Origin of the sequence: Evansella sp. AB-rgal1 (assembly GCF_041820985.1) — a bacterium.
GTDB lineage: Bacteria > Bacillota > Bacilli > Bacillales > Salisediminibacteriaceae > Evansella.
On record NZ_JBGUAU010000014.1, the window covers coordinates 104,874 to 127,068 of the forward strand.

General features: G+C 35.5%; 19 protein-coding genes and 1 riboswitch. Of the genes, 17 read left to right on the forward strand and 2 right to left on the reverse strand.

Translation table 11 applies throughout. From position 1 onward, the window contains the following. Positions 1 to 139: 139 nt before the first annotated feature. The 11 genes from ACERII_RS13520 to ACERII_RS13570 all read left to right on the forward strand — a co-directional run bounded on the left by ACERII_RS13520 (position 140) and on the right by ACERII_RS13570 (position 11,721). Positions 140 to 1,966, forward strand: a complete 1,827-nt coding sequence (locus ACERII_RS13520) for a MotA/TolQ/ExbB proton channel family protein (protein WP_373642953.1) — start codon at positions 140 to 142, stop codon at positions 1,964 to 1,966. Next, entirely contained in the window at positions 1,959 to 2,648 is a 690-nt protein-coding gene (locus tag ACERII_RS13525) for an OmpA family protein (RefSeq protein ID WP_373642955.1), read from the forward strand. Before ACERII_RS13520 ends, ACERII_RS13525 begins: the two co-directional genes overlap by 8 nt. Positions 2,649 to 2,861: 213 nt before the next feature. Then, positions 2,862 to 3,308, forward strand: a complete 447-nt coding sequence (locus ACERII_RS13530; RefSeq protein ID WP_373642956.1) for a DUF5392 family protein — start codon at positions 2,862 to 2,864, stop codon at positions 3,306 to 3,308. 277 nt (positions 3,309 to 3,585) lie between these two features. After that, entirely contained in the window at positions 3,586 to 3,801 is a 216-nt protein-coding gene (locus tag ACERII_RS13535) for a hypothetical protein (protein ID WP_373642958.1), read from the forward strand. 366 nt (positions 3,802 to 4,167) lie between these two features. Beyond that, positions 4,168 to 5,211 (forward strand): LLM class flavin-dependent oxidoreductase, encoded by a 1,044-nt coding sequence (locus ACERII_RS13540; RefSeq protein WP_373642960.1) that lies wholly within the window; start codon positions 4,168 to 4,170, stop codon positions 5,209 to 5,211. 468 nt (positions 5,212 to 5,679) lie between these two features. Further along, a complete protein-coding gene (locus ACERII_RS13545) occupies positions 5,680 to 6,348 on the forward strand; it encodes a response regulator transcription factor (protein ID WP_373642961.1) in 669 nt (222 codons plus the stop codon). A 35-nt stretch (positions 6,349 to 6,383) separates the two neighbouring features. After that, positions 6,384 to 7,682, forward strand: coding sequence for a HAMP domain-containing sensor histidine kinase (locus ACERII_RS13550; RefSeq protein ID WP_373642963.1), 1,299 nt, complete (start codon positions 6,384 to 6,386; stop codon positions 7,680 to 7,682). A 175-nt stretch (positions 7,683 to 7,857) separates the two neighbouring features. Further along, positions 7,858 to 8,772 carry an ABC transporter ATP-binding protein gene (locus tag ACERII_RS13555; protein WP_373642965.1) on the forward strand — a complete coding sequence of 305 codons (915 nt, stop codon included), beginning with the start codon at positions 7,858 to 7,860 and terminating at the stop codon, positions 8,770 to 8,772. Further along, positions 8,769 to 9,476, forward strand: coding sequence for an ABC transporter permease (locus ACERII_RS13560; protein WP_373642966.1), 708 nt, complete (start codon positions 8,769 to 8,771; stop codon positions 9,474 to 9,476). Before ACERII_RS13555 ends, ACERII_RS13560 begins: the two co-directional genes overlap by 4 nt. Beyond that, the gene (locus ACERII_RS13565) at positions 9,476 to 10,195 is read left to right on the forward strand and encodes an ABC transporter permease (RefSeq protein ID WP_373642968.1); all 720 of its coding nucleotides are present in this window, start codon (positions 9,476 to 9,478) and stop codon (positions 10,193 to 10,195) included. The genes ACERII_RS13560 and ACERII_RS13565 overlap by 1 nt, the downstream gene beginning before the upstream one ends. 126 nt (positions 10,196 to 10,321) lie before the next feature. Then, positions 10,322 to 10,401, forward strand: a riboswitch (ZMP/ZTP riboswitch). Between the two features lie 120 nt (positions 10,402 to 10,521). Then, positions 10,522 to 11,721 carry a phosphoglycerate dehydrogenase gene (locus tag ACERII_RS13570; protein ID WP_373642969.1) on the forward strand — a complete coding sequence of 400 codons (1,200 nt, stop codon included), beginning with the start codon at positions 10,522 to 10,524 and terminating at the stop codon, positions 11,719 to 11,721. Positions 11,722 to 11,763: 42 nt separating this feature from the next. Here ACERII_RS13570 and ACERII_RS13575 read toward each other — a convergent pair whose 3' ends face one another. Beyond that, positions 11,764 to 13,944, reverse strand: a complete 2,181-nt coding sequence (locus ACERII_RS13575) for an RNA degradosome polyphosphate kinase (protein WP_373642971.1) — start codon at positions 13,942 to 13,944, stop codon at positions 11,764 to 11,766. Positions 13,945 to 14,322: 378 nt separating this feature from the next. On the opposite strand from ACERII_RS13575, the gene kynU reads away from it, so the two are divergent. The 4 genes from kynU (at position 14,323) to ACERII_RS13595 (ending at position 18,828) form a co-directional block, all read left to right on the forward strand. After that, positions 14,323 to 15,603, forward strand: a complete 1,281-nt coding sequence (gene kynU / locus ACERII_RS13580; RefSeq protein WP_373642972.1) for a kynureninase — start codon at positions 14,323 to 14,325, stop codon at positions 15,601 to 15,603. Positions 15,604 to 15,606: 3 nt separating this feature from the next. Continuing rightward, the gene (kynB, locus tag ACERII_RS13585; RefSeq protein ID WP_373642974.1) at positions 15,607 to 16,266 is read left to right on the forward strand and encodes an arylformamidase; all 660 of its coding nucleotides are present in this window, start codon (positions 15,607 to 15,609) and stop codon (positions 16,264 to 16,266) included. Between the two features lie 100 nt (positions 16,267 to 16,366). Continuing rightward, a complete protein-coding gene (gene kynA, locus ACERII_RS13590) occupies positions 16,367 to 17,218 on the forward strand; it encodes a tryptophan 2,3-dioxygenase (RefSeq protein ID WP_373642976.1) in 852 nt (283 codons plus the stop codon). A 143-nt stretch (positions 17,219 to 17,361) separates the two neighbouring features. After that, positions 17,362 to 18,828: a methyl-accepting chemotaxis protein gene (locus ACERII_RS13595; RefSeq protein WP_373642977.1), complete on the forward strand. Its 1,467-nt coding sequence runs from the start codon at positions 17,362 to 17,364 to the stop codon at positions 18,826 to 18,828. Between the two features lie 39 nt (positions 18,829 to 18,867). Here the strand turns inward: ACERII_RS13595 and ACERII_RS13600 are convergent, their stop codons facing one another. Next, positions 18,868 to 19,485 (reverse strand): TetR/AcrR family transcriptional regulator, encoded by a 618-nt coding sequence (locus ACERII_RS13600; protein WP_373642979.1) that lies wholly within the window; start codon positions 19,483 to 19,485, stop codon positions 18,868 to 18,870. 149 nt (positions 19,486 to 19,634) lie between these two features. Between ACERII_RS13600 and ACERII_RS13605 the strand changes: the two genes are divergently transcribed. Together ACERII_RS13605 and ACERII_RS13610 are read left to right on the forward strand one after the other, a co-directional pair. After that, the gene (locus ACERII_RS13605) at positions 19,635 to 20,549 is read left to right on the forward strand and encodes an ABC transporter ATP-binding protein (RefSeq protein ID WP_373642981.1); all 915 of its coding nucleotides are present in this window, start codon (positions 19,635 to 19,637) and stop codon (positions 20,547 to 20,549) included. Next, the gene (locus tag ACERII_RS13610; RefSeq protein ID WP_373642982.1) at positions 20,549 to 22,150 is read left to right on the forward strand and encodes an ABC transporter permease; all 1,602 of its coding nucleotides are present in this window, start codon (positions 20,549 to 20,551) and stop codon (positions 22,148 to 22,150) included. Before ACERII_RS13605 ends, ACERII_RS13610 begins: the two co-directional genes overlap by 1 nt. Positions 22,151 to 22,195: the final 45 nt, after the last annotated feature.

Below are 22,195 nucleotides of genomic sequence, written 5' to 3' on the forward strand. Positions count from 1 at the left end.
TTCGTGAACCTTCCCCCTCATCAGCTCCCCAAAATCCTTCCCATCATTAGCACAAAAAAATACCTCGCTCCTCCTTCTCATATTTTGTCCACCCCATGAATATCAATGAAGTAAGTCAGATTTACGTGGGGGAAATAATATGGTGGAAACAATTCTACAGTTGTTTATGAATGAACAACAGGCACAATCAATTTTAGCGAATCCCATAATTGAATTTATTTTTGCGGTTTTGTTCGTCTCATTCGTCATTGCGTTGTTTGTTCATTTTACTTTGTATAACAGATTACGACGGATACGAAATCATATAAGTACAACCAATTCATTAGATATTAATCCGTTGAACAGATTTAAAGCAGAATTTGATGAAAAACAAAAGGATGAATCTATCAAAGTAGAGACATTTGTTCAAAAGAAATTTTCCGCATGGAAAGTATTTAACGTTCCGGTTATCAGTCTCATTAAAATCATTCAAATGACGGTTTCCCTGTTTATATTAGTGGGAGTTCTTGGTACATTCATCGGCTTATCTATGTCCTTAGGCGGAATTGATGCTACAGGTGATGCTCTTGTGGAGAATGTAGCGGGAGTGTTATCGGGTCTCGATGTTGCCTTTTATACGAGTATTGCAGGGATGGGTCTCTCTCTAATTATGACTGTGGTCCTCCGCGTGGCTAACACGGAATTTATGCTAACGGATATTATGTTAAAAATGGAGTCATACCTAGAAGAAAATGAACCAGATGCCATGTCCCGACTCATTGAGGTATCGAAATCAATAAATGGTTCTATCGTGGAGCTTCGGGAAACAAATCAGCAATCTCTACAAAATATTGAACAAGCATTCAACGGTTTTCAAGAATATACGGTCGGCCTGCAGCAATCTGCTAAAGATTTGGCCAAGTTTAATGAGGGATTATCAGCAAACTTAAAAGACTTTACTGTGCTTTTTACAAATATCAAAGAAGTAACAAATGGCTTGGACAGTTCTGTGAAAAAATTAAATACGAATTTCAACTCGTTATTTACCTATTTTTCCAAAATGGACAAACGAAATGAGCGGATAACAAGTACTTTTGAAGAAACGTATAAAAAAATAGAAGAAGTCTCTTCGACTCAGATAGAGACACTATCGACATTTGAGCGGTCCGTGGAGGAATGGCAGGAGTATATGTCTTCCATTGCAGATCGGCAGGAATCAATCCATTCTTCGTTTGAGAGAATGAATGCTCAAACAGAAACTCTTGCGAAATTAATGAAGGATAACAACAAACAGTTTAAAGGGATATTTGGTGATGATGTAAGCTCAAAACTATCTGGAATAAGCAACTATTTACGAGAGCTACGAGGTGATTTTGACAAACTTGGAAACTCCATTGTTCAGCTTCCTGATGCCTTGGAAACTATTAATGAAACACAAGCAGAATATAAGCATTTGTTATCGGATCGTTTTGAAGAACTGAAGCAGTTTAATCGAGATTTCAATAGTCACTTGAAGGCACATAGTGCTGAATCATCCATGTTTGAGAAACGATTGAGTGATGCCTCAAGCTCTTTTGAACAGATGGGAATGAAGAACAACCAGATGATTTCAGAAATTGAGCGTACTGTAGCGCAAATCTCAGATTCCTTCCAAAAACGAGAAGACCAATTAGAATCAAGTGTCGGGGTTCTAAAAGATACGTTGTCTAGGTATGTGGCAAATTTAGAAGGAACGATGGGAGATAAGTTAGACAAAGTTAGCAGAAATCTTAGTGATTATGTGGTGGATATGAATGACAGCATAAAGAAAGAATTTAAGCAAATTGGAGAAATTGCAGAAGATAATCAACAACGAAATGCCCGCTTAACTCAACAAACCATCAATGACTTAAGTCAAGAATTCCAGCAATTTAATCGTCAGCTCCAGTCTTTCACTCAAGATGCATTGAGACAAACTCATAGAGTGAGGGTAGGCACAAATGATTAATAAGTATAAACGATTATTTCGTGGTGAGGAGGACGAAAGTCATTTTTGGCCATCGTTTACAGACTTACTAACTGCTATTCTCCTGTGTTTCGTATTAATTTTTATCATCATGATGGTTATTAAATCGTTTCAGATTGAAGAGATGAAACGGACTATCGATCAAATAATGGGTGTACGAGTTAACTTAATAGAAGAGTTAAACGAAGAGTTTGGGAACTCCGACTTAGGCGTAGAAATCGATGAAAACACGGGTGCGCTTATTTTTAACACGGATATACTGTTTGAATTTGATGATGCCGCATTAAAACCTGAGGGGTACAGCTTTTTAGATGAATTTGTACCAACATATTTAGAAGTCTTACTAGAAGGGGGCTATGAAGAGTATATCTCAGAAATTATTGTTGAAGGGCATGCGGATAATGTGGGGAGCTACTTATACAATATGAATTTATCACAGGAAAGGGCCTTTAGTGTAGCGGAATATATATTGAGTGAAAGGTTTCCAGACCGAAGTGTGCAAGAGCCTTTGATCGAGAAACTGACGGTAAATGGTAGGTCTTATACAGATGGACGAACAGATGAAGCTGGAAATTATAGTCCTGATGACTCTCGTCGTGTGGAATTCAAATTCCGACTTAAAGACCAAGAAATTTTAGAAGCAACAAGAGAACTATTGAACTAACAACCTTAAAAAGTTACTGATGCATCATGGTGGATGTTATATCCATCATGATGTTTTTATGTTTCACTTATAGGTCTTTGATAAACAAGTTAAGAACGTTTATGTATATTTATAATATAATACTAAAAGCAAGACAAAGGCGTTTTCTAGTATTTAAATCCAATGACAATGGGTCATATCATATGACGTGAGAGGTCAAAGGAGTGTGGAATGGTGGATTTTTCTAAAAAGGATTATTCTTCGGAAAAAATAAAGAAAGAATTTGAGGAATTAAATGCTCTTCTTAAGCCATTCGTTAGAAAAAGTTTACTATATGGGATTATATCTGCCCCTCTTTTATCTGTATCAATTGTAAACCTGTTTTACCTTCTATTAATTTTTTCAGCTGAATACAGTATTCTAATTCCAGGAGTTATTTTTTCAATAACAGGTGCATTGGGGGTAGCGCTATTTAAAGAAGCGTTACATCAAAACAAAGAAGCAAGAAAAATGACTATGACATATATAAAAGCACGAATTACGAATAGTAAACATGTAAATTATCATTCAAAAGCAGATTATCTTATGAAATTAGAACAAAATAAAAAAGATTTTCTCCATATCTTTATTCAATTTCTCAAATATGAAGACAGAATGAAAGACATCAATACTCAGGAATAATTAGGAAGCTATCTATTAAATCAATGGGTAGCTTTTTTCGTGATGATAAGAGTTGAATTGATCTGTTTGGTTAAACTATAACAACTTATGACGAAGGCGGATCGGCATCTCCCCACAGGAAAGGAGTGGACAGAAGCGAATGGAATACTATCCAACAAAGTTGTTAAGACTTGATAGGTTATGTTAGCTTGATAACCTATATTTTCAGGGGAAACTTTCTTTATAGTTTAATACATAGATGTAATCCAAGGACTGTAAAAATGAAGAGGTGACATCAATGAACCAAATGGAGACAGAAAGATTAATGTCGATGTTGTCTATCTATGAGCGAAGGGGAAGGGAAATAGGAAGACAAGAAGGCAGAAACCTTGGTCTTATTGAAGTAGCAAAACGGATGCTAGAAAAAGGAATGAAAAAAGAAGAAGTTCTCGAGCTAACGGGGTTATCAGAAGAGATGCTCAACGAATTAGTTAGAGATTATTCTCTACGTTAACAATAACAGAAACTTTTTTATTGGCTATGTTAAAGGATAATGTTGATATTTATACAATGTTGATTTTTACGGAAGGTGCGAGACCATTTAGAAAATCCTACCATATTTTTCTGCGTGCGGTGCCTTTCGAGGATGCCTATTCAGAGTCCTGTAGTAAAAATCAACATCAACGTTTAACAGAGCCTTTTTATTAGAAAACTCCACAACAATTCAATCATAAGCCTAACAATTTTTAGATAGTCTCTAAAGAATAAAACATTCCTGACACAGTTCATAAAACTTGAAATGCCATAAAGAACTCTTCAAAATAAAGATATTACTTTTTACATAGTAGGAAAGTGTGATAGATAATGGGAGGAATAGAATGTGGAGATTGGTATTAGCACGTTCGTAGAGACAACGCCTGATGTGAAAACTGGAAAGGTGATTAGTCATGCTGAACGAATTAGAGAAGTGGTAGAGGAAATTGTTCTTGCTGATAAAGTAGGACTAGATGTTTTTGGTGTAGGGGAGCATCATAGAGAGGATTTTGCAGCTTCTGCCCCAGCAGTCATTTTAGCTGCTGCTGCCGCTAAGACCAGTAAAATTAGACTAACTAGTGCGGTTACAGTACTTTCTTCGGATGACCCTGTACGAGTTTTTCAAGACTTTGCAACAGTAGATGCTATTTCTAATGGACGAGCGGAAATTATGGCAGGACGTGGTTCTTTTATTGAATCGTTTCCCCTATTTGGCTACGATTTACAGGATTACAATGAACTATTCGAGGAAAAACTCGAGTTACTATTGAAGATTCGCGACTCAGAAAAGATTTCTTGGAAAGGTGGGCACCGACCTGCAATTGACAATTTAGGTGTGTATCCACGTCCAGTTCAGAATCCTTTACCTGTCTGGATTGGTAGCGGTGGTAATTCAGAATCTGTGATTCGAGCTGGTTTATTAGGATTACCATTAGTTTTAGCAATTATTGGTGGAAGCCCGATACAGTTTGCTCCATTGGTTCAATTATATAAACGTGCTGCAGCACAAGGTGGACATGATGTTTCGAAGCTACCGATTGCCTCCCACTCCCATGGTTTTGTTGCAGAAACATCAAAAATTGCGGCAGACAAGTTTTTTAAACCAACGCAGCATGTCATGAACGTGATAGGACGTGAACGCGGATGGGGACACTACGGCCGTGAAACATTTGATGCAGCACGAAGTTTTGAAGGTGCGTTGTATGTTGGGGACTCGGATACAGTGGCGAAAAAAATAATACATTTACGTAAAAATGTTGGAATCACTAGATTTATGCTACACGTACCAGTTGGTTCTATGCCACATGAAGATGTAATGAAGGCTATCAAACTATTAGGTACAGAAGTAGCTCCGAAGGTTAGGGAAGAAGTTGCCAGTTGGGAATCTTAGAGTACTGATAATGAAGAAAAATTCCTTCTAAAGAGGAAAAAGCCAGATTAAGCATTAGTGCTATATCTTGGCTTTTTCCTTTACTTTAATTAATGCTTGAAATGGCACGCCATCTACCTGATAATGAAGTGATTTGTCCACTGCTTTATCCGACTCTCAAACTTATATTTTTGTAACTGCATTTTTATTTGTACTCGTTGGGTAAAAGTAATATTTTCAAGAAGGACAGTTAGGGTAATCTACTTGTGACATGGTGGTAACCGAAAAGACACTGAATAACCGATGAAAGAAAACAAGAGTGGATAAATTCCCCGCATGAGTAGGTGAATTCCACTCTTGTTTTCTTTCTTCCGTGTATAGTGAGATTCTATTTCGTTTAAATTTTGTTTAAAATACTCCAACCGAATCCATAGGTATGCTATTGTTTTAATGGAAGAATAGTTAGATTGGAAGGAAGAGACTGGAAGAATGAAGATTTTATATATAGAAGATGAAAAGGAACTCGGATCATGGGTATTCGAAGACTTAACAAGACGTGGTTATGAAGTGATTTGGCTTACGAATGGGGAAGGAGTACAAGAGTATTTGGAAACGTCCGATATCGTTATACTTGATGTGATGTTACCTGGCCTCGATGGTTTTTCCATTGGGAAACGAATAAAGAAAAGTTATCCCCAAATACCGATTATGATGCTATCGGCTAGAGCTCAAATGGATGATAAGTTGGAAGGGCTTCAGTTTGCAGATGACTATGTTACAAAGCCTTTTCATCCTGATGAATTAGAAGCAAGAATTCAAGTTTTAGCTCGAAGATTTGATCGTATTGTGCCAGAGGAAATCCAAGTACAACATTTACGTTATGCCCCTAAACGATACGAGTTGATTCATGAGGAGAAAAGCGAACCAATCTTTTTAACTGCGAAACAGTTACATATATTGGATTATCTGATTAAACATGCTGGACAAATAATGACAAAAGAGCAAATCTTTGAGGCAATTTGGGAAGAGAACTACATAGAAGGGGATAAAACATTAATGGTACATATTCGATATTTACGTGAAAAAATTGAGAAAAATCCAGCAAAGCCATTGATCATAGAAACAATACGCGGTATTGGTTACCGCTTAAAGTTATGAGACTTAATCGAACACTTCAAACAAGATATCTAGCAATGATAGTTTGCTCTATGCTCATTCTTCCCATTGCGTTTCCTTTAGCAAGTTTTGTTACGTACTTACCAGCTATCATTTTCAAAGATGATATCATTACTTATAATAGTACAGAAATAGCATCGTTATGGCATGAGGCGGCTGAACAATTGTCTTCTCCTATGCAGGAAGAAATCATCCATACTCTTGAAAATTGGGAAGAGATGTATGAAGAAGCAAGTATGTTTTGGGTAGATGAATGGGGGAGGACTCGCTTTAAAACAGATCCGTCCTTGCCTATTCCTGAGCTTTGGAATCCTTCCTACACAGTGTCCTTTATGAAGGATAGTTACGGTGGAGATCCTTTTACTGTTGTTGCATTTATTGGAAGTACAAAGGACGATGGCTTCCTTGTTTTGCAAATCCCTAGAGTCTTTATGGACTATCCAATACGACAATTGGAGGAGTACTACCAATATATTTATTTAGGAATGGTTGCACTTGTTTTACTAGTATTTATCTCCCTTTCTTGGTTCTTCTTTAAACGAATTAGGAAGAGGATTGTTCAACTTCAAGTATCAATGGACGTAAAAGATAAAGGTATACCAAGCCGTGTAAAAGTAGGGGAGAAAGATGAAATAGGTGCGTTAGAAGAATCCTTTAATAACATGATACATCAGCTAGAAGAAGGGCGACTTCGAGAGCAGGAAGAAGAACAGCTAAGAAAAGAGTTAATTGCAAACCTATCTCATGATTTACGTACGCCATTAGCATCCATAAGAGCCCATACATTTTCCTTAGGTGAGGAGGAGAAGCTTTCATCAAAAGGAAAGCAATCCGTTGCTATTATAGATAAAAAAATTGATTACTTGCATAACCTTATTGAGAACTTACTTTCTTATACATTACTTACTTCAGGGAAGTATACTTATTGTCCACGAGATATTGATATAAACAGAGCAATAAGGATGTCTTTAACAGCATGGTACCCTATTTTCGAGAAAGAAAAATTTACAATCGACATTCAGTTGCATGAACAAACGGTATATTGGGAGATAGATCCTAATTGGTTCGAAAGAATTCTAGATAATGTATTTCAAAATGTCGTTCGTCATGCTTTAAGCGGCAAGTATATTGGAGTTCTATTCGATGGAAAAACAATATCTATTATAGATAAAGGACAAGGAATGAAGGAAGAGTCCTTTAACGCAGGAGTAGGAATCGGGCTTTCCATTGTACATATTATGGCGAAAGAAATGAAGATTTCTTGGGAAATTAAGAGTTCCAACACTGGAACAATCATTACACTTACGAAGGAGTAATTCGTTCAGATTATCACACCAGTATTTAAACGTTGGAATTGGTGGAAACAACAGGTCTTGCCTCTCTCTTAAAGCTCATTCCTTATTACAAGATAAAAAATTTAAACAATTTTTAAACTTAGCTATCACCTTATTTTAAATCTCTTGCTTTAGTATAAAGTGCGAGGTGATAGTGATGAGGGAATATGTTGTAGAGACAACAAACTTAACAAAAGAATTTAAATCAACGATAGCAGTGAAGGATGTGGATTTAAGAATTCCTAAGGGAGCTATTTACGGATTTCTTGGCCCTAATGGAGCTGGAAAAACTACCGCGATCAAGCTCCTATTAGGATTAATACAGGAAACCAATGGTTCTATTTCTATATTTGGTGAAGATCTAAAGAAAGCAAGGATCAAGATATTGCAAAAGGTAGGGGCATTAGTAGAAGCTCCATCGTATTACGACCATTTAACAGCCAGAGAAAACTTGGAGATACTACGAGTATTACTTCAAGTTCCTAAGAATAAAATTGATGAGGTCCTTTCCATAGTTAAGTTAGAAAAGGATGCAAACAGGGCAGTGAAAAGCTATTCATTAGGTATGAAGCAACGATTAGGAATTGCTGCTGCACTCATCGGTAATCCAGAATTGCTAATTTTAGATGAACCAACAAATGGACTTGACCCTTCTGGGATTATTGAAATTAGGGAGCTTATAAAAACATTACCAAGACAGTACGGTATAACTGTTTTAGTATCAAGCCACCTATTGTCGGAAGTAGATCAAATGGCAACAGAGGTTGGCATTATATCAAAAGGTTCGCTCATTTTTCAAGATTCGATTGAAATTTTACGAAAAAAGTCCGTAAGCAGAATTATGATTCGTACAAATCATAATGAATTTGCTCAAAAGATTTTAGCTTGTCAAGATTGTAACGTGAATATGGAAGGAGAATATATAACATTTCCCTCTAATGAAGATAAGGAGATCTCGAAAATTATAAAAAACCTAATAGCGAAGAATGTGGATATATACAGAGTGGAAGAAGCGAAGAGTTCGTTAGAATCTATCTTCTTGGAAATGACGAAGGAGGATAATAGTCTATGAGCTTTTACGTCCTTCGTGCTGAATTTAAAAAGCTTACGATGATTATGTGGATTCTTGTGTTTTTAGGTCCTATCGGTGTATTTACACTAACTGCTTTTAATTATTATGTACGTTATGATTGGTTACGAACGCAAACGGATGATTATTGGTTACAACTTCTGCGCCAATTAAATTTATTTATCATTCCAGCTTTGGTTTTAGGAACCGCATTGCTTGCGTCCATCGTTGCTAGTATAGAGCATAAAACAAATGCGTGGCGAAAACTTCTAACGTTACCAGTTCCCAGAGTAAATATATACTGCAGTAAATTTATTGTTCTTAGTCTCCTCTTGTTACTTTCTACATTATTAACATTTATAGGAACGTTATTATTTGGAAGCTTCTTTGACTGGGAACAACCTGTTCCTTATGGAGCCATTGCCATCAATAGCTTTTATCCTTTTTTTGCAGTACTACCTTTATTAGCACTGCATCTTTGGTTTTCTGTAGCTAAATCTGATCAAGGACTTCCATTGACGGTAGGGATTATTGGTGCAATTGTTTCCATGTATTCTTATGGTGGTCCGGAATGGTTTATATGGAAATGGGCACATTTAGAAAATAAATGGGAGATTCCTGAAATAAGTGTTTTCCTTGGCATCATCGTAGGTTGTACCATTCTTCTCTTAAGTTTGCTTCATTTTGAGAGAAAGGATGTGAAGTAATGTTTATGAACCTATTGTATACAGAATGGATAAAAATAAAAAAGTCTAGCCTTTTTATCATCCTTCTGATAAGTCCAATGCTCTCCATTGTTGTAGGTTATTTTACGATGTTTGACTTTGGAGGGAATCAATGGATCAGTCCTTTTTTTCAAATGATTATGATACATGCTGTTTTATTCTTACCTTTGTTAGCAGGAATATTTTCCGCAGCAGTTTGTAGATATGAGCATGCTCATGGAGGTTGGAAGCAACTACTCGCTTTACCGTTAAATAGAGCGCAGATATATGTATCCAAGCTTTTAATAATATGTTTATTTATGGCCTTAACACAAATATTATTTTTATTAGGTTTATTTCTAGTTGGGATGATTCATGGATACACCGATCCATTTCCATGGGAGTTCATTCTTATTCGTTTGGCAATGGGGTGGTTAGGATGTTTACCAATAATATCGCTTCAATTATGGGTATCTACTGCTTGGGCCAGCTTTGCTGCGCCAGTCGCTCTGAATGTAATCTTTACTTTACCTAATTTGCTTGTTGCAAATTCAGAAAAGTTTGGTCCTTGGTATCCATGGGCTCAGCCATTTTTGGGAATGGCTCTTACAGATAATACAGGGTTCACCTTTTCTATTGAAACACTTGTATTCGTGATTCTTGGGTCATTTTTTCTTTTTTTAATTTTTGGTATAACTTATTTTAGTAGAAAAGCTATGTAGGGTGAATAAACTATAAAAATTCTTACTTCTATCTCTTTACTACACCACCGTTTTACTGTGTTAGAAAATTTGACACAAATTTTTGTTGAAGGTTGCTGGTGAATTTGTTAACATGTAATAAATGAAATGGCTATGTGTAACTGGCGCACACGGGTTACCGTGAGGGAGCACATAGTATCGACTAGTCGTTCGCCTGGGCAGAGGTAAGGGAAATTTTACATCCCTTACCTCTTTATGCATATAGGAGGGATGGTATTAGCGACTTTTTTTCTGAAGATATGTTTGAAAATTTGCAACTATCAAAAATGAAATGGGGAAAATGAAACATGGGTATAATGGTGACTAACAAAGAGAAGACAATTAGAACATTGAATAATATTGCAGAAACTGGATTAGATGTATTTAATAAAGATGAGTATACGATTGATAACGAAAATGAAAATCCTGATGCCATAGTTGTGCGAAGTTTTAATATGCACGATATAGAATTCGGAACTGATTTAAAAGCAATTGCGAGAGCGGGGGCAGGGGTAAATAACATTCCTGTGACTGCTTGTACAGAAAAAGGAATCGTTGTTTTCAACACACCAGGAGCAAATGCTAATGCGGTAAAGGAATTAGTATTGACCTCTTTAATTGCTTCATCTAGAAATCTATTTGATGGTGTTGCATGGGCTAAGACGTTAGAAAATGAAGGTGATCAAATTTCCAAGCTTGTAGAAGCAGGGAAGAAAAATTTCGTAGGAAAAGAGATTAAAGGTAAAACACTCGGTGTTATCGGTTTAGGTGCCATTGGTGCTCTTGTAGCTAATGACGCTTTAAATTTGGATATGGATGTGATTGGATTTGATCCTTTTATCTCTGTTGATACTGCTTGGAACTTATCCCGTAATATCCATCGAGCAATGACAATAGAAGAGTTATTTGCAAACTCTGATTATATTACTGTCCATGTACCTTTAACGGACGATACAAGAGGAATGTTTAATAAAGATGTTTTTGAAATAATGAAATCTGATGTTACTATCTTAAATTTCTCTCGTGGCGAGCTAGTAAATGACGAAGATATTGCTACTGCTCTTGAGAATGGGAAAGTGGGAAAATACATCACTGATTTCCCGAATGAAACAGTTTTAAAGGTGAAAAATGTAGTTCCAATTCCTCACCTTGGTGCTTCTACAGCGGAATCCGAAGAAAACTGTGCCATTATGGCTGCACGACAACTAAAGATTTTTCTCGAAACAGGAAACATAAAGAACTCTGTAAACTTCCCAAATACGGAGCTTCCATACACAGGAAAGCGACGTGTGGCAGTATTTCATAAAAATGTTCCGAACATGGTTGGACAGATTACATCAGCAATCTCCGATTACAATCTGAATATCGCAGACATGGTAAACAGAAGTAGAGGGGATTACGCTTATACGATGATCGATATTGACAATAAAGTAAACGGTGAGGTTCTTCCAGGGCTTGATGCAAAAATAAGACAAATAAATAATATTGTGTCTATCAGGTTTATCTAAATAGAACTCCATGCAAAAAGAAAAGGAAGAAGAACAGTTAGGTTAATCTGTTTTTCTTCCTTTTTCTAATATCCCATTTTTAATTTTTTGCATTACATTTACCTTGAATTTCTGAAACTGCTCCTGAAATCCAGAGGGGGAATCACGATGTCCAATTTCTAATTGACTATTTATGATGTGGTCCTTTTCCTTTGTTTTTACATAGTGGTAATTTCCAAATTCGTCTTGGATTCGAGCTTTCACGTTATCCCCTAAGTATAGTAATAACCACTTTTTTACTCTTCTTTTCAAACTGTCCTCTAAAACAGGAAATAATATTTCAATTCTATTTTCCATGTTTCGGGTCATTAAATCAGCTGAAGAGAAAAACGTTTTTTCCTCTCCATTATGATGAAAATAATAAATTCGACTATGCTCCAGAAACTGTCCCACAATACTGCGAACGGTAATATTTTCACTAACTCCTTTTATTCCAGGACGAAGACAACAAATTCCGCGGATTATTAAATCGATGGTAACTCCTTTTTGAGAAGCTTCATAAAATTTATCGATGATCATTTTGTCCGTAAGAGAATTCATTTTGGCAATAATTTTGCCGTTACCATGTATATGATGATGGGAAATTTCTTGATCTATGAGCGCGATCATATCGTAACGAATATCATACGGTGCTACAGAAAAATGATTGTATACTGGTTTTTCAGAAAAGCCACTAATATAGTTGAAAAAATTTGTTGCATCTTCTGCTAGTTTCTCATTTGTCGTAATTAATCCCACATCAGTGTAAAGACGAGCGGTTGTACCGTTATAGTTCCCGGTACCTAAATGAACAAATCGTTCAATTTTTTCTTTGCGTCTTCTAACAACAAGCGTTATTTTTGAATGAGTTTTTAAATGAGTCATGCCGTAAATAACATGACAACCTTCTTTTTCTAACTCTTTTGCCCAGCTAACATTATTTTCTTCATCAAATCTTGCTTTTAATTCTATTAACACAGTCACTTGCTTTCCATTCATTGCTGCACGTTTTAGTGCTTTAATAATAGTAGAGTTTCCACTCACACGATATAGTGTTTGTTTAATGGCTAAAACGGTTGGATCGTCTGCTGCTTGCGACAAAAAATCATTGACTGGTTCAAAGGAATCATATGGATGGTGTAATAAAATGTCTTTTTTTAAGGCGATGTCGTACAAGTTTTCTCCAAACGGAATATCTTCTGGTTGTTGAGGACTAAAAGATTTATTTGTTAAGTTTTCATAGTTTGCTGCAATGTCTGAATAAAAAGGGAATAAAAATGTTAAATCTAGAGGGCCATTCAAAACGTATACATCTTTATTATGAATCTCCAGTCGCTTTTGTATATAGTGTACGATATCTGTATCGTAATTCTCACCAGCTATTTCGAGTCGAATTTCTGCGCCCCATTTTCGTTTCTTTATCTCCTTTTCTATTTCAATTAATAAATCTACCGCATCATCTTCTGCAATAGTTAAGTCTGCATTTCTTGTAATTCGAAAAGGAGTTATGCTTTTGATAGATTGGCCGACAAACAATTTATTTATGAAAAAGGAGATTACATCTTCTAACAAAATAAAATGAGTCTTTTGTTCTTTAGATGGTAATGGAATAAAGCGGTCTAGAACAGAAGGTACTTGTACTATGGCTAATCTGCCTGTAACACCACCAATATCCTCCTGCCTATCATTGGAATCTATCAGAACAATAGCAAGATTAAGACTTTTACTCAAAAATTTCGGGAATGGTCGATATGCATCAATAGCTCTAGGTGTTAAGACAGGATAAATTTGTTCATCAAAAAGATTTTCTAGATAAGAAAGCTCTTCTTCTGATAAATCACTTAATGGTGTGATGGAGATACCTTCTTTATTAAGCAATGAAAGGAGATGTTTATACGTACTATATTGCATCTTCACTAATTGTTGTGTTTTCTCCGATATTAATTCTAATTGCTCTTTTGGTGTTAACCCCGCTTTATTTTCTGGTTTTGTAAATCCTGCCTTTACTTGGTCTGTTAAACCTGCAACTCGAACCATAAAAAACTCATCTAAATTCGAACTGAAAATGGCTAGAAATTTAAGTCTTTCAAGAAGTGGGTTCCGTTCATCCATTGCTTCTTCTAATACTCGTTGGTTAAAAGCTAACCAGCTTAGTTCACGGTTATTGTAATTCAAAGTAGTATCTATTAGCATTGTTTCATCCATAAAAAATGTGCCCCCATGCAAAGACTATAAAATGATTAATATTCTAATATAAATATATCGTACTATCTTTTCATAAATATTAATTTTTTGTAAATATTATGTAAATTACGAAGGTAAAGCGTTATTTATAAATTTTTTCGTACTTTAGGCGAATTAAAACATTGTTTCATTACTTATAAAGAAAAGAGGAATTCTAGGTAACCCAATAAAAGATCCGGTTGATTGATTCAACATTGTTTTGCAATGTCAGTTAGTTGCTCTTGGAAAAGGCATTCGAGTTAGCGGTAGTAACATAGAAATGCTCCTTTTTCGTACATGTTAGAGTGTAATTCCTATATAATGTAATAAATAGTAAATCTCCAAAACTAGGAGGGAATTATGAATAAACATAAATTAGATATTGAACAGGCTCGCAAATTTGATCAAAACGATCCCCTGGCAACATACAGAAATGAGTTCTATATAAGAGAAGATTCTATATATCTTGATGGTAATTCGCTAGGACTATTGTCAAAGAGAGCAGAGCAGTCCCTATTAGATGTCCTTGAATCTTGGAAGCATCTTGGTATTGATGGGTGGACCAGTGGTGATCATCCTTGGTTTTATCTTTCGGAAACGTTAGGAAAGCAAATGGCTCCTCTTATTGGTGCAAAACCTGAGGAAGTAATTGTGACAGGTTCTACAACTAGTAATCTACATCAACTTGTTGCAACTTTTTTTCATCCTACTGGTAAGAAAGATAAAATTTTAAGTGATGAGTTAGCATTCCCAACAGATGTTTATGCATTACAAAGTCAATTAAAGCTTCATGGGTTAGACCCTGATAAGCATTTACTTAAAGTACAAAGCACCGACGGTCATACATTGAAGGAAACTGATATTATACATGCTATGACTGATGAAGTTGCAATAATTGTTCTCCCGAGTATCCTTTATCGAAGCGGGCAAATTCTTGATATGAAGATGCTAACAGAGGAAGCCCATAAGAGAAATATTCTTATCGGATTCGATCTATGTCACTCCATTGGTTCCATTCCTCACTATGTAAAAGAGTGGGGAATAGACTTCGCATTTTGGTGTAATTATAAACATTTAAACGGCGGGCCAGGAGCAGTTGGAGGATTATATGTAAATAAACGCCATTTCGGTAATAGACCAGGCCTTGCAGGTTGGTTTAGTTCACAAAAAGAGAAACAATTTGATATGGAGCATGAGCTGACAACAGCAAATCATGCAGGAGCATATCAAATGGGAACACCGAATGTACTGAGTATTGCTCCATTAATTGGATCTTTATCCATGTTTAATGAAATAGGAATGCAAAAAATAAGAGAAAAATCACTAAAATTGACAAGCTATATGATCGATCTTATCCAGGAACGTTTAAAAGGATATGGTTTTATCATAAGAAATCCAGTGGATGAGGAGATTCGTGGTGGCCACATTTTTATGGAACATAAAGAAGCTGCGAGGATTTGCAAAGCGTTAAAGGAGAACGGAATTGTTCCAGATTTTCGCTCTCCTAATGGGATTCGACTGGCACCTGTTGCTCTTTATAATACGTTTGAAGAAGTCTGGATTACAATAGATAAATTGAAGCAGATCATGGATGAGGAGCAGTACAAAAAATTCGAGAATAAACGGGGGGTTGTGGCATAGGGTATGAAAAATAAAGTATATAATCAAAACAAGTGGATTGATATTTCACAACCACTATCAAGCACCATTGCACATTGGCCAGAGGATACACCTTTTTCTTATGAAGTGAGTTATTCAAAAGAGCAAACAGGTTCTGTAAACATTGGACAACTGACATCGAGTGTCCACATTGGAACACATATTGACGCTCCTTTTCACTTTCTAAATGATGGGAAGAGAGTAATAGATTTGGATATAAATGTTTATATAGGACCATGTCGGATTATTGATGTATCAAGATATTCTAATGAAATCAATGAGAAGGTTTTACGAAGTTTTGAATTAGAGGGAGTGGAGCGATTGCTATTAAAAACAGCAATTCCCAACAATCCAACACGATTCCCTGAACAAATTCCTTATATTACAAAAACAGGGGCATCAGTATTAAAAGAAAAAGGGATTGTTTTATTAGGTGTTGATGTTCCTTCCGTAGATCCTCTCGATAGCAAAGAGTTAGAAGGTCACCATGCACTACACGAAAATGGAGTACACATTTTAGAAAACGTCATGCTAGACAACGTCGAGCCAGGAGACTACGAAATAATAGCACTCCCCCTTCCGTTAAAGGAAGCCGACGGAAGCCCCGTCCGAGCAGTGATAAGAAAAATAAATAAAATGAGTTAACTCCATGAAATAACACCTGTTTCTGTAGACCTCCATGCAAGTGAAAATTTGCACCAGTATTTTCGAGGGTAGACATATTATCTCGTGAAGGAGTGTTTCAATGAGCAATCATGAACAAAGCAATTCTTCAACGGACAAAGAAAAAAACATTCATACTGATTTTACAAACAATATGACCTACGGTGAATACTTACAATTAGATAAAATTCTCTCCAGTCAAAAACGGTTATCTCAACACCATGACGAAATGTTATTTATTATCATTCACCAGGTTAGCGAGTTGTGGATGAAGCTTATTTTACATGAAATCAATGCTGCAATTGAATCTATTGAAAAAGATGATTTATCAACTTCATTCAAGCAATTGGCGAGAGTATCAAAAGTTCAAACACAAATCATCCAAGCATGGGACGTGCTATCCACACTTACTCCTTCTGAATACATGGAGTTTCGCGATTCGTTAGGTCAAGCATCAGGGTTTCAATCGTTTCAATATCGAAAAATTGAGTTTTCCCTTGGCTACAAAACAGATCATGTATTAAAAATTTACAAAAAAGATCCAGATCTTTATGAAGAATTGGTGAAGGCTTATGAGTCACCAGGTTTATATGATGTGGCAATCCGGCAATTAAAGAAGAAAGGATTTGTTATAGACCACAATGTACTTAATAGAGATTACTCTTCTCTATATAAAGAAAATGAATCTGTACGAAAAGCGTGGTTGGAAGTGTATCGAGATGTAGATCAGTATTGGGATTTATATGAATTAGCAGAAAAGTTGATGGATATTGAAGACTCTTTACAGCAATGGCGCTTTCGCCATATGAAAACAGTAGAGCGAATTATTGGTTTTAAGATGGGAACAGGAGGGTCTAGCGGAGTTAATTACTTGAAGAAAGTGTTAGATCAACGTTTTTTTCCAGAATTGTGGGATGTGCGGACGGAGTTATAAATCAATAATTTACTCTTTCAATTAGATGTTAGTATGTTAGAGTGTAAAAGAGTAGTACTTTTCTATAATAGTTTTTAATTAGCAAATTTTTAACAAGTTGCTATGATATAATTATATTAAAAACTATATTTAGGGGATGGATTATGACATCAATAGAAAAGCTGATATTAACAGATTATAAGAGAAAAAATTTACTACTTCTTATTACGTATTCAATTACACTAGTAACTGTATTAGGCCTATCATTGGTAACAAACGCAATAGAAATGATTATTATTTATGGAACTCAACTTGTAATTCTAGTAACAGCATATCTATTATCAAAATATAATAAAAAGCCAAATCCTTTTCCTTATATTGCTATAATTGTTATGAACTTTGCTGCGTATTCAGTAATATTTGTATTAGAAAGCCAAGTTATTATTTTATTAATTTTCCCATTTTTAGCATTATTAGCTGCTGTGCACTTACATAGAAAAATATTTATTCTAGGATTTTCATTAGGATTAATAGGTTTAGTGTTAAATAAGCTTTTTGCTACAAGTCATAAAGAACTCATTGATTCGTTGTTTAACTATTCTATACTACTCTATCTTTTACTAGGTGTAATTTTTATCGTTGTGATCTCCTTATACCAAAGCCAATTTTCTATTCTACAAAAGTTAAGCAAAGAAGCGGAAGATGATGCAGCTAGGAAAGAAAAGGAAAGAATTTTCTTGAAAAACAGTGTAACAAGTATTGTAGAAAATATAGCAGAAGCGAATGATAGAATCCAAACGAATTCCACAATTCAGAAAGAACTGAAAGTAGTAGTGAATGAGGTCTCTGCTGGAAGTGTTCAACAAGCTGAACAGATTCATGATATAAGTGAGAGGGCAATGAGTACAAAATCCTCCATGGAAATGCTGTTCCAATTATCTAAGAATGTGTTAATAAATTCTGAATCTGCAAATAAGGTGGCTGTGTCTGGTCAAGGTCAAATGGACATTCTTAATAAAGAAATGAAAGATTTACAAATGATAATAGGGGAACTGAATGAGACTTTTTCACAATTAAATCGAAAAATTGAGGAAACAAATAGTTTTGCATCAACAATAAAGGACATTACAGAGCAGACCAATTTACTCGCTTTAAACGCATCGATAGAAGCAGCAAGAGCAGGGGAGGCTGGTAAAGGTTTTTCTGTGGTAGCAAGTGAAATAAGAAAGTTAGCAGAAACTACGAGAAGTACAACAGAAAAAATCACTTCTAATCTATCTGAATTAAACCATTCGAGTCGAAATGCAATGGACAAAATGATGAAAAGTAGTCATAACATTGAAACTGGTTCAAAATCTACGTTTGAAGCATCTGAAACTTTTAAACTTGTTGTTAAAACACTATTTGAATTAAATGTTGAACTAAACAAATACACTTCAGTTTCAGAAAGTGTAAATGCTTCTGCTTCTGAGATTGAGCATGCAACAACGGATTTAGCTGCTATTTTAGAACAAGCAAGTGCGAGTCTAGAAGAAATGAATGCATCACTAGAGGAATTAACCTCAGATAATGTAAAATTAGCCATGTACATGGAAACTACAACAACGAAAGCAAAAGAATTACTATCATAATCTTAAACCAACTATATCCAAAAATAAACGGTCCTATGCTTATACAGCAGGACCGTTTTTATTATCTGATTTATCTGATTTTCCTGTAATACCATAAAACAGTATGGTCATAATATCTTCAGTTAGAGGAAGGATTTTAGAATAAACATCCTCGCGTTGCATATATTCCTGCATCATGTGAATATAGAAGAAAATTGCTTCGTTTGATATTTTAGAATCAATAAAACCAGTTTCTTTCCCTTCATTAAAAAAACTCATTAGCGTAGGGATTGCTCTTTCATGATAGAATTCTTCAATATGACTTGAATTACCTGTACTATATTCTTTCATGAAATGATTATAGAAGTCTTCATTGATATTATTAGCAGCTTCTTTTTTGTTAAAGAGAAGCTGTTTTATTTTTTCAGGATAAGAGAGGTCACCATCTATAATCTTTATAGCTTTTTCCCACTCTTTATCAATATAAAAAAGGATCGTTTCATGCACTAAATTATGTTTACTTTCAAAGTAGTTATATATGGTAACTTGAGATACGTTTGCTTTTTTCGCTATTTCAGAAATTGAAACCTTTTGTACCCCATATATCGTAAATAATTGTAAGGATGCTTCTAATATTTCTGTTTTTTTCTGTTCTCTTCGCCTTTCGAATCCATCCATATTGTTCACCTCTTAGCTTTAGTGTAATAAATTTTTTGAAATAAAACAAATAATATATTTCAAAATTATATTGCAAATTGACCTATAAATATATAATATGAAATATATAAGTTAAATTATTTCATAATTTTCTTTTAGGAGGGCTACATATGAGCCTAGTAAAAGTAACAAATCTATCGAAAAAGTTTGGAAAGTTTACTGCTTTAGATGGAGTTAATTTAGAAGTGAACAGTGGGGAAATATTTGGATTTATTGGTCCAAATGGTGCTGGGAAATCTACGACAATACGAGTGTTGCTTGGAATATTAAAAGCTAGTGAAGGTAACGTTATGATATTTGGTAAGGATGCTTGGAATGATGCGGTAGAGATCCATAAACGGGTTGCGTATGTTCCTGGTGATGTGAATTTGTGGCCGAACTTGACAGGTGGAGAGGTTATTGATCTTTTTGTAAAACTGAGAGGAACGAATAATAAGAGTAGACGGGAAGAACTAATTAAGAGATTTGATTTAGATCCAACAAAAAAATGTAGAACGTATTCAAAAGGAAATCGTCAAAAAGTAGCGTTAATTGCGGCGTTTTGCTCTGATGCAGATTTATATATACTAGATGAGCCTACTTCTGGATTAGATCCGTTGATGGAAAACGTATTCCAGGAGTGTGTCCTGGAGGTAAAAAAAGCAGGGAAAAGTGTTCTTCTTTCTAGTCACATTTTATCTGAAGTAGAAAAGCTTTGTGATAGAGTAGGGATCATACGTGAAGGTAGAATAATAGAAACAGGTACCTTAAAAGAACTCCGCCATTTAACTCGAACTCAAGTATTTGTAGAAACAAGAAAACCAATTTTAGATTTAAATCAAATGAAGGGGATTCATGAAATAGCTGAAAAAGATCAAGGTGTAAACTTCCAAGTGGACACGGAGGAAATGGAACATGTTATGAAGCATATTAGCCAATACGGAATTATGAAATTAGAAAGTGCACCTCCAACGTTAGAAGACTTATTTATGCGTCATTACGAAGGTTCTGAAAAAACAGATACAGGAGTGGGAGGTGCGAACTGATGGCTATCAATACTATTGCCAAAACAAGTCATCTTACACGATTCATCATGCGTCTTGACCGTATTCGTATCCCCCTCTGGTTAATAGGCTTAACTGTTTTTACATTAATTGTTCCTATTGCCTATGATGATTTATATGGAGGTCCTGAGTCTGCACGAGCTGGTCTTGTAGAGACAATGGCGAATCCTGCCATGATTGCAATGTCAGGGCCAGCCGATTTTGATAACTATACTATTGGAGTTATGACTGCTCACGCTATGATACTTATAACTGCTGTCATAGTAGGGATTATGAGTATTTTGTTAGTGACTCGCCATACGAGAGCGGATGAAGAAGACGGACGTATTGAATTAATTCGCTCATTGCCGGTTGGGAGACTATCGTATTTAAATGCCTCTATCATTGTTCTTTTTGGAACAAGTATCGTTTTAGCACTACTGATTGGATTTGGTTTATATGCCCTTGGTATTGAGAGTATGGATCTGAACGGTTCCCTATTATATGGCGCTGCCTTAGGTGCTACTAGCTTGTTTTTTGCTGGAGTTACTACTGTTTTCGCACAACTTTCTGATACATCAAGAGGGACAATCGGTTTCTCTATTTTTGTACTCTTAGGGGCATACCTTTTTCGAGCGATTACAGATGTAAGTAATGAAGCTTTATCATGGATTTCTCCTCTTGGTTGGGTTTCGAAAGCTGATGTTTATTCTTCAAATAATTGGTGGCCTATTCTTTTAATGGTAGGAGTATCTATCTTATTATTCGTGATAGCTAATTATTTACATTCAATTCGCGACCTTGAAAGAGGATTTTTACCATCCAAACCGGGAAGAAGATTTGCAACTCCTTTTTTACAAAGTCCACTTGGTCTAGCATTGCGTCTTCAACGTACGGGGATTATATCCTGGGCAGTCGGTATGTATGTACTAGGAGCAACATATGGATCCGTATTAGGAGATTTAGAATCATTTATAGGTGACAATGAGGTTTTTCAACAAGTTCTTAAGGGAGCAGAAGGAACTTCACTAATTGAGCAGTTTCTCCCAATGTTGCTTATAGTAATCACACTAATATCGTCCATTCCACCGATTATGGCAATGAATAAACTGCGTGGTGAAGAGAAAAAAGGACGAATTGATCACTTTTTGGGAAAAGCTGTTTCAAGATCAAAATTGATGGGAAGTTATTTAGTTTTATCAGTCGTTAATGGTTTTGTTATGTTTTCTCTAGCTGCATTTGGACTTTGGTCCGTTGGAACGTCTGTTATGGACGAGGGCCTTTCGTTAACAATGATTTATGGATCGACAATGGCGTATTACCCAGCTCTGCTTGTGATGATTGGTATTTCAATTTTATTAATCGGTTTTTTACCAAAATTTACTACATTTATTTGGGGATATTTCCTCTACTCTTTCTTAGTCCTATATTTAGGAGGATTATTTGATCTATCAGAATGGATAGGTAAACTAACGCCATATGGCCACGTTCCACAAGCACCGATAGAGGATGTCACTTTTATGCCAATGTTTACCTTAACACTTCTAGCGATATTGTTTATGGCTATAGGGATAGCCGGATACAACAGAAGGGATATTGAATAAACTTGTTCATTCAAGTCACCTCAGAGGGTTAGCTGGTTTATTCTT

Bases quoted from the DNA above. Each gene is read 5' to 3' on its own strand.
- ACERII_RS13595 (WP_373642977.1), top strand. From the start codon at position 17,362: ATGACATCAATAGAAAAGCTGATATTAACAGATTATAAGAGAAAAAAT.
- ACERII_RS13605 (WP_373642981.1), top strand. From the start codon at position 19,635: ATGAGCCTAGTAAAAGTAACAAATCTATCGAAAAAGTTTGGAAAGTTT.
- ACERII_RS13550 (WP_373642963.1), top strand. From the start codon at position 6,384: ATGATAGTTTGCTCTATGCTCATTCTTCCCATTGCGTTTCCTTTAGCA.
- ACERII_RS13560 (WP_373642966.1), top strand. From the start codon at position 8,769: ATGAGCTTTTACGTCCTTCGTGCTGAATTTAAAAAGCTTACGATGATT.
- ACERII_RS13610 (WP_373642982.1), top strand. From the start codon at position 20,549: ATGGCTATCAATACTATTGCCAAAACAAGTCATCTTACACGATTCATC.
- ACERII_RS13545 (WP_373642961.1), top strand. From the start codon at position 5,680: ATGAAGATTTTATATATAGAAGATGAAAAGGAACTCGGATCATGGGTA.
- ACERII_RS13525 (WP_373642955.1), top strand. From the start codon at position 1,959: ATGATTAATAAGTATAAACGATTATTTCGTGGTGAGGAGGACGAAAGT.
- ACERII_RS13555 (WP_373642965.1), top strand. From the start codon at position 7,858: ATGAGGGAATATGTTGTAGAGACAACAAACTTAACAAAAGAATTTAAA.
- ACERII_RS13575 (WP_373642971.1), bottom strand. From the start codon at position 13,944: ATGGATGAAACAATGCTAATAGATACTACTTTGAATTACAATAACCGT.
- ACERII_RS13600 (WP_373642979.1), bottom strand. From the start codon at position 19,485: ATGGATGGATTCGAAAGGCGAAGAGAACAGAAAAAAACAGAAATATTA.
- kynU (WP_373642972.1), top strand. From the start codon at position 14,323: ATGAATAAACATAAATTAGATATTGAACAGGCTCGCAAATTTGATCAA.
- ACERII_RS13535 (WP_373642958.1), top strand. From the start codon at position 3,586: ATGAACCAAATGGAGACAGAAAGATTAATGTCGATGTTGTCTATCTAT.
- ACERII_RS13520 (WP_373642953.1), top strand. From the start codon at position 140: ATGGTGGAAACAATTCTACAGTTGTTTATGAATGAACAACAGGCACAA.
- ACERII_RS13565 (WP_373642968.1), top strand. From the start codon at position 9,476: ATGTTTATGAACCTATTGTATACAGAATGGATAAAAATAAAAAAGTCT.
- kynB (WP_373642974.1), top strand. From the start codon at position 15,607: ATGAAAAATAAAGTATATAATCAAAACAAGTGGATTGATATTTCACAA.
- kynA (WP_373642976.1), top strand. From the start codon at position 16,367: ATGAGCAATCATGAACAAAGCAATTCTTCAACGGACAAAGAAAAAAAC.
- ACERII_RS13570 (WP_373642969.1), top strand. From the start codon at position 10,522: ATGGGTATAATGGTGACTAACAAAGAGAAGACAATTAGAACATTGAAT.